This is a genomic window from Vibrio sp. 1557, assembly GCF_033340175.1.
In the GTDB taxonomy this organism is placed as follows: Bacteria; Pseudomonadota; Gammaproteobacteria; order Enterobacterales; family Vibrionaceae; genus Vibrio; species Vibrio alginolyticus.
In genome coordinates, this window is sequence record NZ_JAWOVZ010000002.1 from 153915 (window position 1) to 171177 (window position 17263).

12 protein-coding genes are annotated in these 17263 nt (G+C 44.2%); 6 read left to right on the forward strand and 6 right to left on the reverse strand.

What is annotated here, in order from left to right; translation table 11 throughout:
- The first annotated feature begins 116 nt into the window (after positions 1-116).
- The 3 genes from R7070_RS03940 to R7070_RS03950 are packed head-to-tail and all read left to right on the forward strand — an operon-like array spanning position 117 to position 2969.
- Positions 117-1157, forward strand: coding sequence for a glycosyltransferase family 2 protein (locus R7070_RS03940; RefSeq protein WP_017634706.1), 1041 nt, complete (start codon positions 117-119; stop codon positions 1155-1157).
- A gap of 2 nt (positions 1158-1159) precedes the next feature.
- Positions 1160-2566, forward strand: a complete 1407-nt coding sequence (locus R7070_RS03945) for an ArnT family glycosyltransferase (protein WP_045412049.1) — start codon at positions 1160-1162, stop codon at positions 2564-2566.
- 4 nt (positions 2567-2570) lie between these two features.
- On the forward strand, positions 2571-2969 hold the full coding sequence (locus R7070_RS03950) for a GtrA family protein (RefSeq protein ID WP_017634704.1): 399 nt from the start codon (positions 2571-2573) through the stop codon (positions 2967-2969).
- Between the two features lie 134 nt (positions 2970-3103).
- On the opposite strand, the gene R7070_RS03955 is transcribed toward R7070_RS03950, so the two are convergent.
- The 5 genes from R7070_RS03955 to R7070_RS03975 all read right to left on the reverse strand — a co-directional run bounded on the left by R7070_RS03955 (position 3104) and on the right by R7070_RS03975 (position 12053).
- Positions 3104-4048: a hypothetical protein gene (locus R7070_RS03955; RefSeq protein ID WP_256900120.1), complete on the reverse strand. Its 945-nt coding sequence runs from the start codon at positions 4046-4048 to the stop codon at positions 3104-3106.
- A 3-nt stretch (positions 4049-4051) separates the two neighbouring features.
- On the reverse strand, positions 4052-4996 hold the full coding sequence (locus tag R7070_RS03960) for a hypothetical protein (protein ID WP_017634702.1): 945 nt from the start codon (positions 4994-4996) through the stop codon (positions 4052-4054).
- Positions 4997-4999: 3 nt separating this feature from the next.
- Positions 5000-5944: a hypothetical protein gene (locus R7070_RS03965; protein ID WP_033905695.1), complete on the reverse strand. Its 945-nt coding sequence runs from the start codon at positions 5942-5944 to the stop codon at positions 5000-5002.
- A gap of 3 nt (positions 5945-5947) precedes the next feature.
- Complete coding sequence (locus tag R7070_RS03970) at positions 5948-9457, reverse strand: T6SS effector BTH_I2691 family protein (RefSeq protein ID WP_213905741.1); 3510 nt, start codon at positions 9455-9457, stop codon at positions 5948-5950.
- A gap of 262 nt (positions 9458-9719) precedes the next feature.
- Positions 9720-12053 (reverse strand): YgiQ family radical SAM protein, encoded by a 2334-nt coding sequence (locus R7070_RS03975; RefSeq protein ID WP_054574765.1) that lies wholly within the window; start codon positions 12051-12053, stop codon positions 9720-9722.
- Between the two features lie 425 nt (positions 12054-12478).
- On the opposite strand from R7070_RS03975, the gene R7070_RS03980 reads away from it, so the two are divergent.
- The 3 genes from R7070_RS03980 (at position 12479) to R7070_RS03990 (ending at position 16085) form a co-directional block, all read left to right on the forward strand.
- A complete protein-coding gene (locus R7070_RS03980) occupies positions 12479-14935 on the forward strand; it encodes an EAL domain-containing protein (RefSeq protein WP_258495581.1) in 2457 nt (818 codons plus the stop codon).
- A gap of 86 nt (positions 14936-15021) precedes the next feature.
- Complete coding sequence (locus R7070_RS03985; RefSeq protein WP_005389354.1) at positions 15022-15732, forward strand: hypothetical protein; 711 nt, start codon at positions 15022-15024, stop codon at positions 15730-15732.
- Between the two features lie 152 nt (positions 15733-15884).
- Positions 15885-16085, forward strand: a complete 201-nt coding sequence (locus R7070_RS03990; protein WP_005376762.1) for a DUF4250 domain-containing protein — start codon at positions 15885-15887, stop codon at positions 16083-16085.
- Between the two features lie 21 nt (positions 16086-16106).
- Here the strand turns inward: R7070_RS03990 and metR are convergent, their stop codons facing one another.
- Complete coding sequence (metR, locus tag R7070_RS03995) at positions 16107-17018, reverse strand: HTH-type transcriptional regulator MetR (protein WP_053349657.1); 912 nt, start codon at positions 17016-17018, stop codon at positions 16107-16109.
- Positions 17019-17263 lie beyond the last annotated feature (245 nt).

Sequence of the window (17263 nt, forward strand, 5' to 3'; positions counted from 1 at the left end):
GACTTCGTCTTAACCGAACATTATTCACTAAGAACGTGAAAAAGATGTCAACAACATCTCTTTCACATTGATGTTTGTAGACTGGATTCATTCATCGGATTTAGTGGAAGAGTAGCATGTCAACCTTCAACATTCACGCTGCAACCTTTTCAAAGGTGAGCCAACACACTGAGCCTAAAACAGTTTTGTCTGTTGTGGTGCCATTCTTTAACGAACAAGAAGTCTTGCCAGAATTTCATCGTCGTTTAGCCGCCGTTTTGGATGAAATGCCAGAACGCTGTGAAATCGTCTATGTCGACGACGGTAGCAAAGACGAAAGCCTAATGATCGCGCAAAACTTTTCTCAATCTTCTAGCGACGTTCGTTGTATTGCATTAAGCCGTAACTTCGGCAAAGAGTCCGCCATGAGTGCGGGTCTGGAACACTGCCAAGGTGAAGCGGTGATCGTGATTGATGCCGACTTGCAAGACCCGCCGGAGTTGATCCCACAAATGGTATCAAAATGGCGTGAAGGGTATGACGTGGTGAATATGCAGCGCAGCGAACGCCACGGTGAAACTTGGTTCAAACGCTTCTCGGCCGCTTGCTTTTACAAAGTGCTTAATAGCATGGCGAAATTGGATGTGCCGGAGAATGTGGGCGATTTCCGTCTACTGAGCGCAAAAGTGGTTAAACACATCAATGCGCTACCAGAGCGTAACCGATACATGAAAGGCATCTTTTCTTGGCCGGGTTTCAAGCAAGTGACGGTTCAGTTTGAGCGTGACGCTCGTTTCTGTGGTGAGACCAAATGGAACTACCTCAAGTTGATTGGCCTTGCAATGGACGGCATTACCTCGTTTTCCATTCGTCCTTTGCGCTTAGCGACACTTGCCGGTGCATTGGTGGCGTTCAGTGCCTTTATCTATGGCGCATTCATAGTGATGAAAACTGTTGTGTTTGGTGAGCCTGTCACTGGCTACCCATCCATGATGGTCGTCCAACTTGCCTTGGGCGGTGTGCAACTGCTGTCGATTGGCCTTTTGGGCGAATACATTGGCCGCATTTTTGTCGAGACCAAGCAACGTCCTCTTTATCTTGTTCAGTCTGTTTACGAGCAGCCTGCAAAACATCAATCCATCCAAACCATGAAGTTTAAATTGGGAGAAACCGCGTAATCATGAGTATTAATAAAACCCATCTGTGGTTGTTGTTGGCGTTTGCTCTTTTACTTCGTCTTATTTCACTTGCTGCCTACCCTTTGATGGACACCACAGAAGCCCGCTACGGCGAAATGGCGCGTTTAATGGTGGAAACAGGCAATTGGCTTACCCCACAGTTTGATTACGGCGTGCCTTTTTGGGGGAAACCACCCCTGTTCACTTGGATGAGTGCTTACGGCATTGAGCTGTTTGGATTGAATGAATTTGCAGTGCGCGCGCCTCATTGGTTAGCGGGTGTTGCGACGATTGTTTTTGTTGCTTTCATGGCGCATCGCGCTGGCTTTAATGCAGTCATCGCAGCGTTGGTACTGGCGACGTGTGGCATCTTTTCAATTGCTGCGGGTGCGGTGATGACAGACATGGCGCTGACGTTGGCAATGACGATGGCGATGGTCGGCTTTTACTACTGCTGGCTTGGCAAAGACAAACACAGCCGATTGTGGGGTTACCTCGGTTTCTTTGGTTTGGCTTGTGGATTATTAGCAAAAGGTCCAGTGGCGATCGTGATCATGGGCATCGCAGTGTTTCCTTGGCTTGTGATTCAGCATGGTTTCTTCGGTGCCTTCAAAGCCTTGTGGCAGCGTTTTCCAATTGTATCGGGTTTGGCGCTTATGCTGGCGATTGCTCTGCCTTGGTACATCATGGCAGAAATGGCGACGCCTGGATTTATTGATTACTTCATTGTTGGCGAGCACTTCAAGCGTTTTGTTGTCAGCGGTTGGGAAGGGGACCTGTATGGCTCTGCTCATGATCAACCACGTGGGATGATCTGGGTATTCTGGCTGCAATCGGCTGCGCCTTGGTCAATTGTATTGCCTATCTTGGCTTGGAAACGTCGTAAGGTACTCAAAGCTATTGAAACCGATCATCAAGGTTTATTTAGCTTCCTGATGTGTTGGCTGATTTCTCCAATGATCTTGTTCACCATGGCTGGGAATATTCTGCCTGCTTACGTATTACCGGGTGTGCCTGCGTTGGGTATTTTGATTGCAATGCTGGTGGATAAACACGATTTCAAATGGTTGACCGGAACGGCAGCGGTGTTGCCAGCCCTGCTTATGATTGCGATGTTGGTTTTGAATATGGGCAAAGCAGATAGCCGCAGCGACCGTATAATCTTCGCGCAAATTAATGACAACGCTCCGGTCTTTTACATTGGTAAGCGCCCGTTCTCAGGTCAGTTCTATAGTCATGGTCAGGCGAAAAAGCTTGAAGATAAGAATGACTTAAACAATCTGAAGAAATTCCACCTGATTGGTAAATCGCAGCAAGTGGATAGCATGATTCATGAAAATGCGTTGAGTTGTACCAACGAGTTCACAGCAAAATCGAAACGCTCACTCTACACCTGTGTGGTTGGATAACGGAATGCGCAAATTACCAAAATTTACTTCGCTGGAAAGGTTTGCTCTAGTAGGTGGTGTCGGCTTTATGGTCGACACCCTTATCTTTTCTGTGTTGTTCCATAGGTTTGGTCTGGATCTGATGCTGGCTCGTGGGATAGCATTTTTGTTTGCAGCTACCACAACGTGGCTTGGCAATCGCTGGCTGACTTTCTCTCAAGCAGAAAAAACCAACCCTTTCGCTCAATGGCAAAAATTTATGGCGAGTGCCTTTATCAGTGCTTTGCCTAACTTTATTGTGTTCAAAGGCGTAACGCTCGCGCTAGGAACGCAAGGGGTGATGGTCTATTTGGCTTTGATCTTAGGCATATTGGCAGGCATGGTGAGTAACTATTTACTCAGTGCAAAATGGGTGTTTAGTTGAGGATAGAAAGGTTCGGGCTTACTATCCTATCCTCGAGTTAAAAATTCGTTATTTGAACCAATTTTTCTTTTTGTACATCAGAGTAAACCTAAAGCTTTTCATGGGGGGATGTAAAAAGGTAAACAAGCCAAGGTTTATACCTTGGCTGCCGTTAGTTCAGATTTTGATTGTTCGATTTCAGACTCGGTTTGCCACTTGCCGTTGTAAAGATACTTACACTCTGGGAGTGGCGCTTTCGCATCCCTTAAATCAAACACTTCATTGGTAGGGTATTCACGATAATAAGCGGGAGTCGTAAAAAGTCTAGGTTCAGGCTTCGCTTCAAACAGCTTTTTATGATCATTGACCTCTTTACAATCCAGTTTGTAGGCCTCTGACAGTTGCGTGACCATGGATTCTAATTCCACTTCATTTTTAAAGAAAATGTAACAATAAAATCGTCCCTGTGAGCGAAAAGTAAACTCCTGAGCAGTATCTTGGTATTCGCACCTGTCATACTTAAAAAAGAACTTAATTACTTTCCTTTTCTTATTGTAATCAGCAAAGAGCCAGTCTTCACGTTCTCCGACCCTCACTTCTGTTGGTTCATCAGGCTGACGTTTAAGCATTTTAAAGGAGACTAATATAAAAGCACCAGCGCCTGCTAACGCCATCGGGCCAACTACCGCTACCATCAAAACGCAAACTACCGCACCGATCCAGCCAACGGCTTGTGTGGCGGTATTCGCCCACTTAGGCATGTTGCGACGCTTCTTCATCACAAAGCCTTTGTCAGAAAAAATATAGTCATAGCGATAGTCGAGGCCAATCGTAAGGTAAAAGGCTCCAGACACCATCACCGACAAAATAAAAGAAAAAATAGTTACGCCAACCGTGTCACTCGTGTGTATAAACAAAGTTAGTAGGAATGGGGCGATCACAAATGGAAGCGCAAAAAGTTTAAAGTAATAGCGAAATGGTTCCTCTACATCATACTTATGCCATGTTCTGACATTATCGCCTGCGAGTATTTCTTGCTCTTGCGCCTCTTGATAAACTGCCAACTCTTCTGGGGTGATGTAAAATGGTGAATATGCCAAGGGTTACTCCAGAGCTGTAGTTAGTTTAGACTTTGATTGTTCGATTTCAGACTCGGTTTGCCACTTGCCGTTGTAAAGGTATTCACGCTCAGGAAGTGGGGCATTTGACGCCCTTAAATCAAATACCTCTTCGGTTTGATATTCTCTACTACAAACTGGAATACTAAAGAGCCTTGATTCTGGCTTCGATTCAAACAGCTTTTTGTGGTCATCTACCTCTGTACAATCCAGCTTGTAGACCTTTGACAGTTGCGCGATCATGGATTCTAAATCTGCTTCAGTTTTAAAGAAAACATAACAATCTGATCTATCTTGTGAGCGAAAGATAGTCTTATGAGCAGTATCTCGATATCTGCATATGTCCTGCTTAAAATAGAATTGGATCACTTTCCTTTTCTTGTTGTAGCCCGCAAACAGCCAATCTTCTCGTTCGCCTACTCTCACTTCTGTTGGTTCATCAGGCTGACGTTTAAGCATACCAAATGAAACCAATATAAACCCACCAGCTCCGGCAAGAACCATGGGGCCAGCAACCCCAACCATCACGACACAAACTATTGCTCCAATCCAGCCCATGGCTTGAGTCGCAGAGTTGACCCAATTCGGTAAATCACGTCGCTTTTTTATAACCAATCCGCGATCGGACAAGATGTAATCATAACGATTGTCCAACCCAAATGTCAGGTAAGATACACCAGACATGATAATCGTCAGACCCGATAAAATGTAAGTTAAGATCATGTCACTGTTATCATGTAGGAAATAGGTAAGGAAAAATAATGGACTGACAGCGGCTATAGCAATCGATAGGTATAAGTATCGAAAAGGCTCTTCAATATCGTGCTTGTGCCAGGTTGTGAGGTTCATCCCCTTTAGAATTTCTTGCTCTTGTTCTTCTTGATAAGCCGAAAGCTCATCTGGCGTGATGTAAAAAGGTAAATAAGCCAAGGGTTACTCCTTGGCTGTCGTTAGTTCAGGTTTTGATTGTTCGATTTCAGATTCCGTTTGCCACTTGCCGTTGTAAATACGTCGCCATTCAGGAAGTGGGGCGTTTTTAGCTCTCAGGTCAAAGGTATCGGCTACCGGAAATTCAAGGCTGCGAGAAGGGATATCTTCAATTCGAGGTTCAGGTCTGCCTTCAAAAAACGCTTTATGGTCTGGAAAATCAATACATTCAATGTCGTATTTGTTTGAAAGGGTCTCTAGCATTGCATCTAGGTCTTGAACAGTCCTAAAGAATATGTAGCTATAACCACGAGTTTGAGCTCTGAAGATGGTATGCTTCTCTAGGCTCCATTTAGAACACTCGTCATACTTGTGGTAGAAGCGAATCACTTTACGCTTTTTGTTGTAGTAGGCGAACAGCCAATCTTCTGTCTCTGCTACTCGAACTTCCGTAGGTTCGTCAGGCTGACGATTTAGCATACGAAATGAAACCAGTATAAACCCTCCAGCACCGACAAGAACCATGGGCCCAGCAATACCTACCATTACTACACAAACTATAGCACCAACCCAGCCCATGACCTGCGTTGCTGAGTTTACCCAATTAGGTAAATCACGTCGCTTTTTTATCACTAAGCCGTTGTCGGACAAGGTGTAGTCATAGCGATTGTCTAAACCAAAAGTCAAATAGGACACTCCAGACATGATTATCGTCAGACCCGATAAAATGTAAGTTAAGATCATTTCACTACTATCATGTAGGAAATAGGTAAGGAAAAATAATGGGCTAACTGCGGCTATAGCAATCGATAAATATAAGTATCGAAAAGGTTCCTCAATATCGTGCTTGTGCCAGGTTGCAAGATCTTTCCCCTTTAGAATTTGTTGCTCTTGTTCTTCTTGGTAGGCCGAAAGTTCGTCTGGCGTGATGTAAAAAGGTAAATAAGCCAAGGGTTACTCCTGTAAGCTAAGTTCACTAGCATCAGAAGTTAATGAACTTCTGATCGTTGCTTGTTTAGTATTGTCTGAAATCGCCGTATAAGTTGCACGCTGTTTTGCATTATTTTGGAACCAGTACTTACGGCTTAATTCGTTTTTATCATCAAGGATGTATTCAATCTCAAATGCTAGATAGTTAGCTGAGTCTTTCATTGGTAAAGTTAATTTATAGACGCTTTGAGAATCTGAGGAATCCGTTGAACTATTCAACGTTTCTAGATTTACTCCAGTGTACCAAGCTCCCGACATCAGTCCCTCCTCTGTTACAGAAGTATTTGTCCGAAGTTTTATGCCATCTCTTGCATTATTGGTGGGAACTTGGATATGTAGCTCAATACCAAACAATTCTTGTTTTGCTGCTGGGTACTGTGTTGATGAATTCGGAACGGTACGCATCATTGGTGTTTGGCAGATTAAAGGTTTATCCATTATGGTTTTTAACTCAAAAAGGGCCTCTTGTACTAAAGAAGAATTATGCTTTTCTCTCTTTACCAAGCTTGAGGATTGACTCCAACGTGCTTTATCTGGGTGATAGCCCCAAGGAAGTTTATCTAACCATTTTTGATAATCGTCTTGTTTAAGTTTACTCATGATATGATTACTAAGAAGGTAAACCGCAGTGAGTCCCATAATGACAAACATTACTGGTCCTCCAAAGAGAACGTTTGCCGACCATATACCTGTTATTCCACCAATGGCCTGAAAGGCACCAACGACCGTTAATCCGACCAACGAAGAAAAGTTAAAATACCCAGCGATTCTTGCATCTCTTTCTAGGTCATCGATGCTATTTAAAACACGATAAGCCTCTATTCCTGACGCTAGTGCACCTATGATCCCAGTAACTGCAAGCCATTTATTGAAGGTTTTTATGTCGTCTATTATTAGGTGTTCGAAACCATCGGCTTGATCTGCAATTAGCTTTTTAAGCCTTATCCGTGAGTGTGCTCTGAGTTGGGCTTCACCTTTCACGCTATCCCATAGCTTACCGGTGCGAATTCCCGTCCAAGCGTTTACTGTATAAAAAAGCTTTTGCTGAATATCCAAAAATTCATCTGAGGACATTAACCCCGTGTCTTGGATACTACTCATGGCATCACCAAGCGCGATGCAGTTGAATATTAGTGCTAAAAAGCCTAGGCCACCTGCATTCTCGAACAGTTTATTCAAATCATCGAGCTTATTCATAGCGATCCGAGTTCTAAGCTCGACGGTTCTTTGCGGTAGATCATCGGGTAATTCAATATATTGTGGGTACTCCAATGTAGTTACAGCGAGTGCCTTCTTAATTCTCTTTTTATTTTTTAAAGCTGTTGTGTATTTAGAGTCGGCTTTGCGGTTGTTTTTCTGGAAGTCAGCAATGACCGCATCGTTTTTCTTGAGCTCACTTAGGTAATCATTTACGCGTGTTTTCCATTTTTTAAAATCGCGAGCGTAGCTTTCATTTACAGTCACCGGCATATTGTGTGCCATATGCTCTGCAATAACGGCTAACAAATAATAGCTCTGACGGTTCAGAGGTTTAGCGAAAACAGGCATCAGTAAAATCGATGCTTGTGAAGTCATGCTAACGCCAAACTCTAAAACTCCTTTTGCAAGTGCACCTATTGCAGATTTAAAGATAATGTCCAGCTCTTGGAAGCCTTTGGCGATATCCTTGAGAAAGTCCGTTTCCGCAGTGTTTGGGTTGGAAACAAAATCCATGATCTTAGAGTACATATTCACGCGGTTGCTGGTATCAGATATCTGGTCCATCAACTGATTATCAGGATCAGGATTTTCTGAGGCGATCGACTGTTCATCAAGCGCCTCTGTAATATTCTTCTCCATCACTTTAAATAAACTACGACTAAACCCTGAGGCATAGAGAGCAAGTAAACTGGTTGGTTTTTCCCATTGGCTTTCAGCCCACTGTCGGTCTTCTTCTTGCATCACCAGAGTAAATGACTCAACGGCTTGCTTGTGCAGTTGATACAAGCTGTACTGTGTGTCTTCGCTGTATAGGTCGAAGGTTCTTTCGAGATGATGCGGCGTTAAGGACTCCATTACTGCGATAAAGTCGCGTTTGACCGAAACCACTTGGGCTAGCATGGTTTCTTTTTGTTCTGACAGCTCTTGCATCTCGCTCAGCATTTGCTTCCAGTTGAGCTGCTGACGCCAGCGTTCAGTCGCTATCCATTGTTCGTATTTACCAAAACGGCTCGCAGAAATTCGATATTTGTCCTGTATCGCTTTAGCAATGTCACTTTGGGTATGTTGGTGTGATTCAATCGCTCCAGCGGAAAATTTAGCAGGATAGCCGGACTGAACTGAGCTTTTGTTCTGCTCTGCCAAATCAAGTTGGTGAGAGGAGTCATAATAGTCAGCCATGTCGGTATAAAACGACAGCTCTTCGCCGTTACGCTTAACGCTAGCTGGCATGTCTATCTCGTCACTTGCACCAAACATACACAGTTGCATGGCGGTCTGCATCAAGTTCCACTGGTTTGAAAACTGGTCAGTGAAAAGGCGGTAAGGGCTTGCGGCACCAACAAAATGCAGTGACATATCTTGAATGTCTGCGGCGTAATCTTTTATCGCGACGAAGTAGCCTGATTCTTCTTCTGGAATCGCAGAGGTTAAATCGCTTTCGACTGCGACAGGTTTAAAGACAGAACCATCTTCATCTGCTTTGGTGGCGATGCCAGAATCCGCAAAGCGACCATCATCGACGGCAGAAGATTCAATATCAGCGACTTGGGTTAACTTATCTATTGGTGCAATGTTGTGCTGATTCTCGTTTGAGGACAGAACAATGGTTTGCATGCGATCGATATGATTACTCGGATTGTTAAGTACGCGCATGAACGTGTGCCATGTCCACCGGTGCTCAGAGAAGCAAATCGATAGTACGCTTCCGTTGACGTAAGTAAGGAAGGGCTTTGCATCTTGTGGTGTCCCACGCTGCTCTGATTTTGGGCTTTCTGATTCTCCCAACTTATAGAGCGTGAATTGCGTTCCTTTGATTTCGTATTCGTCTAAGCTTTTGTTGATTGCATCATAGACATACAGCCAACCGTCGCGCAGTTGACGCAGGGTGTAACCAACGGTATTGAGTTTGGCTGGGCCTTGGCCTTTCCATTCTTCAGGCAAACCAAAAGGTTGTGTCTCTTCTGTTTCTAGCTGATCGATGGCATAGCGGACTGGGATAAAGTGCGCAGGTGATGCTTCCGTTGCTTCTTTCTCAGTTTTTAAATTGAGAGGCTCAGGTTCAGACGGCGGTGGCGGATCGATTTTTTTTGTTTCTCCCTCCCAAAACATACTGCGCTCTGGGGGTGAGCCAGCAAGATCATCGGATTCCGTGGTTGGAACGATATTCAGCGATTTCAGTGTACCATCGCTTTCAAATGCCTGAACGGCCTCCTCATAGGTATAGCTGTTGTCATACCAGAACATAGAAGTTTTTGGGGGAAGTGGATTATTCATCGTTAGCCCATGTTTAAGAGTTTTACTCTGTTACGCAAATATCGCACCAAAATAAAGCAATTAAAAATCAATGAGTTAGATTTTTATGGTTTTGCGTCAATCAAATAATTGTTTGTTTTTCCAATAAGTTGGTTGGTGTTTACCATTTTTTGTATTGATTGAATCAAAGTTTTAGTTGTGAGTGACGCCTCAATGAGCCGACAAAACAAAAGGGCTCCAGAGTTACCTCTGGAGCCCTTTCTAGTATCTAAGTGCTAAAGAGTTAGCGACGCTTTGGTTTACGTTGACCAGTTGGTTTGCCTTGTGCTTGTGGGCGACCTTGGCCTTGCGGCTTGCTACCTGCCGGGCGGTTTGCACCGTTGCCGCTAGGACGTTGGCCGTTGCTTGCAGGGCGTTGACCACCTGTAGCTTTACCCGAACCGTTACGGTTGCCAGATGGTTTACCATCTTTTGAACCGCCTTCAGAGCGTTTGTTCAAATGACCACCGAAGCCTGGTTGGTTTTTGGTATGTTTGGTTGCAAAGCGGTTTGCCCCGTGACGACCAGATTTACGACGTTGCGCAGGTGTTTGTGCTTCAATGTCTTCTGCAGGAACGAGACAGCCTTGTTTGTCACCAATCAAATGTTTTTTACCCATACTGACTAGGGCTTCACGGATCATTGGCCAGTTTGCTGGATCGTGATAACGCAACAGCGCTTTATGCAGGCGACGTTGACGTTCACCTTTTGCTACAGGTACATCTTCACGTTTTTTGTACTTCACGCGTTTCAGAGGGTTTGTCTCTGAGTAGTACATCGACGTTGCGTTACACATTGGCGAAGGGTAGAAGTTTTGTACTTGGTCACATTCGAAGTTGTTCTTTTTCAGCCACAGAGCAAGGTTCAGCATGTCTTCGTCCTCTGTGCCTGGGTGCGCAGAGATAAAATAAGGGATTAAGTACTGCTTCTTGCCTGCTTCTGCACTGTATTTCTCGAACATCTCTTTAAAGCGATCGTACGTACCCATGCCTGGCTTCATCATTAGATCAAGAGGACCTTTCTCTGTATGTTCCGGTGCAATCTTCAAGTAACCGCCCACGTGGTGAGTCACGAGCTCTTTCACGTATTCTGGTGATTCAATCGCAAGGTCGTAACGTACGCCAGATGCAACCATCACTTTCTTCACGCCTTCAACTTTACGCGCTTCGCGGTATAAATCGATTGTGTGTTTGTGGTCTGTGTTTAGCTTGTTACAGATGCCCGGGAATACACAAGAAGGACGACGACAGTTCGCTTCCGCTTTTGGATCTTTACAGCCCAGGCGGTACATGTTTGCAGTCGGGCCACCAAGATCGGAAATTGTGCCGGTAAAGCCCGGAACTTTGTCGCGAATTTCTTCAATCTCGTTGATGATAGACTCTTTCGAACGGTTTTGAATGATTCGACCTTCATGCTCGGTAATCGAACAGAAAGAACAGCCACCAAAGCAACCACGCATGATGTTCACAGACGTCTTGATCATGTCGTACGCAGGAATTTTTGCTTTGCCGTACATAGGATGAGGAACACGCGCGTAAGGCAGGCCAAACACAAAGTCCATCTCTTCGGTCGTCAATGGGATTGGGGCTTGGTTTACCCAAAGTTCACGATCACCATGGCTTTGAAGTAACGCTCGACCAGAGTACGGGTTCGTTTCTAGATGCAATACACGGCTTGCATGCGCATAAAGAATACGATCGTTTCTTAGCTTTTCAAACGAAGGTAAACGGACCGCAGTCGTCGCAGCATCGTGGCGTGATGGGCGAATTGTGATTGGTTGTGCAACTGGCTCGTCTTTTTTAGTTTCACACTGAGTTTCTACTTCGTATGGGTTCTTTGGTACGAACGCCTCTTTACGAGGTTTTTCAATGCGAGAAGAATCAATAACCGTGTAGCCTTCTGGTGCAGCTGGCAAGTTCACGGCAGTACCACGAATATTGGTCATGGTGCTGATGTCTTCGCCGTTTGCGATGCGATGTGCTACTTCGACAAGTGCGCGCTCTGCGTTACCAAAAAGTAGGATGTCTGCTTTTGCATCAAACAGTACAGAACGGCGAACTTTATCTGACCAGTAATCGTAGTGTGCCACACGGCGTAGGCTAGCTTCGATACCACCTAAAACAATAGGTACTTCTTTGTATGCCTCACGACAACGTTGAGAGTAAACCAACGTTGCTCGGTCTGGGCGTTTGCCACCTTCGTTATTTGGTGTGTACGCGTCATCGTGACGAAGTTTTTTATCCGCAGTGTAACGGTTGATCATGGAGTCCATGTTACCCGCAGTGATCCCGAAGAACAGATTTGGCTTACCAAGTTGCATGAACGCATCTTTATTTTGCCATTCTGGTTGAGCAATGATACCGACACGGAAACCTTGTGCTTCTAGCAGGCGGCCAATGATAGCCATACCAAAGCTTGGGTGATCCACATAAGCGTCACCGGTTACAATGATAATGTCACAGCTATCCCATCCTAGGGCATCCATTTCTTTGCGACTGGTCGGCAAGAAAGGTGCCGTACCAAAACACTCTGCCCAGTATTTTTTGTACTCATGAATAGGAGTGATGTTATTGGTCATATTTTGCTCTCTGTTCCAGGGAGCGCGAATTATAGCGATTTGATTATCAGGTATCTATAACAAACTCATCTATTCCAGCTTAGTTCATCGAGTTTTATTTGGTTTGTAAAAATATCAATGCTCTATCGGCGATTTTCTGTCTAATTTCACCTTGAAAGCCTCATGGTTATAGATCGGTTCATGAAAAATGTCGCAATCTTAATACAAAGTATAAGCAATGGTGTGCTTATATGGGGTAAAGCCTATAATCAAATTAGTGCATATTAAATGCAAAAGGCTGAGCTGCTCTGGAAATAGTTCTAAGTCGATAGGCTTATCGTTGACACAATCCATCTATAAAGAGGATCGGCAGGTCCCAACTGGAATGTCGCGAATTGACTGTGAATTTTGAGCCTTGGGCTAATTACAAAAAAAGGGGCTAGGGTATGAGTGAATCTACGACAACAGTGCATCCAAAAATGCAAACGACTTCCAGTCTAACTCCTGTTATAGAGTGGTCTTACGATATTGATACTCGCGAGTTCGAATGTGATCAGCAAGGAATGGCAAAGGCATTTGGGATAAGTACGCCAGTAACCAGCCTAAATAACTTGTTTGATCATATGCTGATGGGGCAACAAGAAACTCTAAAACAACGAATTCTAGAAGTGGAACTCTTTGGCGGACGGGGGCGGTTTTCTTGTTGCATGATGCTAAAAAACGTTAACTTAGTGCACGTTACTATTAGTTTTGAAAGGCTCAATAAGCGCATTATCCAAGGCACTATCATTCCACAATTAACAATCACTGGTTGCGAGGAGTTAGCGAAAATCCTCGAAACGATTTTTGATTTGCCAAATGTAGGCGTTTTAGTTGCCGATGAAGATACGCGCATCTTAGGTTGTAACCGTGCCTTTGAGTTACAAATGGGCTATCAAAACCGAGATCTGGTTGGGCTTAAAACTCATATATTCAGTACCTCTCACCATAGCCAAGCGTTTTATGAGCAGCTGTGGCAGCAAATTAATGATGAAGGATGTTGGTGTGGTAACTTGCTGAGCAAAACAGCAAATGGTAGCAACCAAGCTCATCATCTTTGTATTTACCGACTTACGTTTCACTCTGGACGAATTCTTTATCTCGGATTTTCTACGGATATTTCTGCTTCGTTGTTGTGGATGAAAAATCGTTGTGAACAACAGCATGATTGGGCTGCCTTTTTACCAACGAGGAAAGAATTTGAACTCCAATTAGCTAACTTAGCGAATGAAAGCAGAAATAAAGAACTCAACATTGTTATGACACTCAGACCCAAGTTTTCGGAGAGATACTTGCTTGAACAGCAATTAGGTTTTGCAGATTTTATTATGCGAAGTCGCTACACCAGTATTGCGGGGCAGTTATCTCGGGATGTGTTTGTCGTATGCTTGCAGACCCCTCATTGTCAATGGTTGAGCCCGGTTCGTTTGATCCAAATTGCCATGAAAGGATTCTTTAATGAGCTTAGAAATGAAATGGGCACAAAAATGCATGCCACTATCGTTAAAGGCCAAACTGGTGTGTCAATCCTTGGCTATGATACGAACCGACCAAGACAAGCGCTAGCACATGCAGCGCAAGCGATGTTGTCCTCTATTTCCGGTGAAGGCAGCTATTTCAACTTTTACGACAGTGAACTTCACTCTGAATTAGTGAAGCGCCAACATCTCGAGGCGTTTTTGGAGGCGCAAATAGAGAGTGGACTAGTGGACGTTTACTTTCAACCGATTATCGACGTTCAAACCGGAAGAGTGGTTAAGTTCGAGGCCCTCGCACGCTTCTATGATGAAAATGATGCGTATTGTACGCAGAAGATGATCGCTATTATTGAAGATCTAGAACTCATAGCGGCACTTGATGATGTGGTCTGCCAAGCTGCGTTGAAGCACTTTCCGCGCTTACAAGAAATTTATGGCGAGGAAGTGGGCGTGACCATCAATCGCTCCCTCAATACGAAATTGGATTCTCTTCAGATCCTTCAGCGGTCGCATGATTTGATTAAAGCCAGTGGTGTAGACCCTAAGCGAGTAACTATCGAGCTAACAGAAACCGCGTATTTTGAACAAGATGAGGAGCATACTCGAGCTCTAGAGGAAGTGCGGAAAGAGGGCATTGAGATCGCGATTGATGACTTCGGTACTGGGTATTCTTCTTTTTCTTATCTAGAAAAAGGGCAGTTTGATTTACTGAAAATAGACCGAAAATTCATCAAGAACATTCATAAAGGGAGCACCAGCTATAACATTGTGAAAATGGTCACCGAGCTTGCACAGCAAATGAATGTAAAAGTGGTTGCTGAAGGCGTGGAATCCAAGCAAGAACTTCAAGTATTGGCAGAAATCGGTGTCGATTACATGCAGGGCTTTCTATTTTCTGCTGCCGTGCCTGTCGATTTGATGGATAAAGCGAACAGTTATGAGCATCTGTTCTCTGACATCGCGATTGAGTCTAAGCAAAGTGATGTGTTGCAATCTGTGAGCCATGAACAAGTCAGGTCTATGGACCCTGGAGAACCGCTCTCCTTGGCAGTGGAGTACATGAATTTGAATCCAAGCTCGCCTTTAGTTGTTCTCAATGAAAATCGTTGTGTTGGGTTAATTACGAAAGAGACGGTGAATTTACACCTAACGCCCTCGATGGGCACAGAGCGAGAAACTGAACGAGAAAGCCGAATTTGGAAACGTCCTGTTAATCATATAATGAGCACCGATTTTGTGTTGGTTGATGAGGATTTACCTGTCTCTGTTATTCGAGAGTTGGTTAAAACCGGCATTCGTTTCCCTTGGGTACTGTGTAATACCAAAGAAGAGTACCGTGGAGTTTTAACGCAGGAAGACGCGTTGAAGTATCTTGCCTCTCTGTGAATAAAATTGTCTTACCGTTTTAGCTCATTTGGGGGCCGACTTTCGGTGGTTTGGCGATAGTTGATTTGATATTATCGCCCCCCAAAATGACTTTTGAGCGTGCATTCAACATGATTCAACAATTGCTGGTTACTTTCCCTCCGATGCTATTTGGCGCACAAGCGCTACTGACTTTGCTTCTAATAAAGGGCGATATTTGTCCTGGTCAGCGAGGACGTCTTCATAAAATGTTGCCAGCAGTAGCTGTATTGTGGCTCGCTGTTGCGTCACTTCGCATTGAAGCATTTATGATCGTGTTTGCTATTTTCTACTTTTATTCTCAGGTTCAAACCAAGAAAACGCGTGAGAAAGGGCCACTATGGGCGATGCATTTAGCGAATGGTTTGGCCTTTGCGTATGTGAGTATTCAAGTATTTGAGCAATCAAGCTGGCCAGCATCGATAGCGATGGCGCTAATGATATTTTTCCTTGGGGCGTCATTTTCTCAATTGCTGCTTACGATAGCTCGCAGCAGACTACAGGCATTTCACCGTATTTTACCAGTTACGGGCATTGTGTCTGGAATGCTATTAGTCATCGCAACGTTGTTTGCTTCTTACCAGTTAAATGAAGCCACACTAAACGCTGCGACACAGCCGATCTTGCTGTCTTTAGCTATGCTAATTTCTTCAATTATTGTGTGGTGTTGGCATATTTTTACGCATAAGAAACCAGAAAAGGTGCAACTGAGCGTTGCCTTGTTGCTAGCACTCGCGTCGATGACGAGCCTGCAAGGTTTATTCTCTCTCGCGGCTTAACCTCTATTCTAAAGACAAAGCTAGACAGCTTATATCCAAGTGCTTTCTTGGTGCTTGGGTATAAGGTGATCACGTTTTAGATCGCACTCACTTTAAATTCGCATAATTGCTACTACGCTTGTTTATATACCTTGTCGAAGAGGAGAGTCGCGATGGATTTAAGCAATGTAGGTAATCTGGACAGCACTATTTTGCTAGGTATCGTCAACGAAAAGCTACGTTTAGAGTGCGACAGTTTTGACGAGTTAGTATCAGTGTATGAGATGGATGTAGAGTCTGTAGTCGGCAAGCTTGATATGCTCGGTTATCAGTACGATCCATTGACTAACCAATTTAAAGCATATCAACGCTAAGCCTTTCATAATCCAAATCTTTTAAGCCACCTTGATTCCGTCAAGGTGGCTTTTACATTGTAGCCTCGCGGTTGCGAAAAAAGCTTGTAAGTAACGCTTTTCTTTCTCTGAGTGACGCGTTGCAGCAAACAAGCGACGCCATAAGCCTTGGCCGAAAGGTTTACTGGTAATAAGACCTTGGCGAGAAAATTCAGAAATCGCCCAATTGGGTAGTGCCGCCACCCCTAATCCAGCAGAGACCATCTGAACTAACATGAGAGTGTTGTCGGCTTGCTTCCATTTCGCAGGTTCTATTCCTGCTGGCTGAAGAAAGTGTTTTACGACGTCCAGCCTTTGTTTTTGAACCGGATAAGAGAGCATGGTTTGATCTGCGAGATCTTGCGGATCAATAATTTCTTTTTCCGCCAATGGGTGATTGGTTGCGGTAATTAAACGCATTTCAAAGTCGAATAGAGGCTCGTAGTGGACTTCAGATCGAGGTTGGATATCGGAAGTAATAACGAGATCAAGTTCGCCTGCCAATAGAGCTGGGAGTGGTTCAAAGCCAAAACCAGAGGAAAAGTCCAATGTTACGCTAGGCCAAGCAAGTTGGTACTCCCTAAGTGCAGGCATTAGCCATTGGAAGCAAGAGTGACATTCAATGGCCATATGTAATCGGCCATTGACGTCTTCTTTCAAGCTCGCTATATCATTTTCTGCTCTTGCGAGTTTCGGAAGGATATCTTCTGCAAGACGCAATAGGATTTCTCCCTCTGAAGTGAACTTCACCGGACGAGTCTTTCTCAGGAACAGTTGCCCTCCAATTCGCGCCTCCAAATCTTTGATCTGATGAGACAGTGCCGACTGAGTGAGATGCAAAGCGGTCGCTGTCGCCGTTAGAGAGCCAGTGTCTCGAAGCGAAGTGAGTGTCCGCAAATGTTTTAGCTCTATCATGAATTCCTTTCATCCTTTGTTGCTCGCTATGAACAGAATAGCAATCGTGTAAATAACTTAACGACAAAAAATGGATATGTAAACGTCTAGACGTCTATTTGTTGTTTTTATTTGCGAATCATGTCGCTTCATGATGAATTTTTTTAATAAACAAGTTGAATAAATGGACGTTGTTCTAATATCAGATGAGAGCGATAGTTTAGCCATCCAGACATCTTATTATTTACCGAAAGATGCTCTGACCC

Excerpts from the sequence above, each read along its gene's own strand:
- R7070_RS03940 (WP_017634706.1), top strand. The coding sequence starts at position 117 with ATGTCAACCTTCAACATTCACGCTGCAACCTTTTCAAAGGTGAGCCAA.
- R7070_RS03945 (WP_045412049.1), top strand. The coding sequence starts at position 1,160 with ATGAGTATTAATAAAACCCATCTGTGGTTGTTGTTGGCGTTTGCTCTT.
- R7070_RS03950 (WP_017634704.1), top strand. The coding sequence starts at position 2,571 with ATGCGCAAATTACCAAAATTTACTTCGCTGGAAAGGTTTGCTCTAGTA.
- R7070_RS03970 (WP_213905741.1), bottom strand. The coding sequence starts at position 9,457 with ATGAATAATCCACTTCCCCCAAAAACTTCTATGTTCTGGTATGACAAC.
- R7070_RS03975 (WP_054574765.1), bottom strand. The coding sequence starts at position 12,053 with ATGACCAATAACATCACTCCTATTCATGAGTACAAAAAATACTGGGCA.
- R7070_RS03980 (WP_258495581.1), top strand. The coding sequence starts at position 12,479 with ATGAGTGAATCTACGACAACAGTGCATCCAAAAATGCAAACGACTTCC.
- R7070_RS03985 (WP_005389354.1), top strand. The coding sequence starts at position 15,022 with ATGACTTTTGAGCGTGCATTCAACATGATTCAACAATTGCTGGTTACT.
- R7070_RS03990 (WP_005376762.1), top strand. The coding sequence starts at position 15,885 with ATGGATTTAAGCAATGTAGGTAATCTGGACAGCACTATTTTGCTAGGT.
- metR (WP_053349657.1), bottom strand. The coding sequence starts at position 17,018 with ATGATAGAGCTAAAACATTTGCGGACACTCACTTCGCTTCGAGACACT.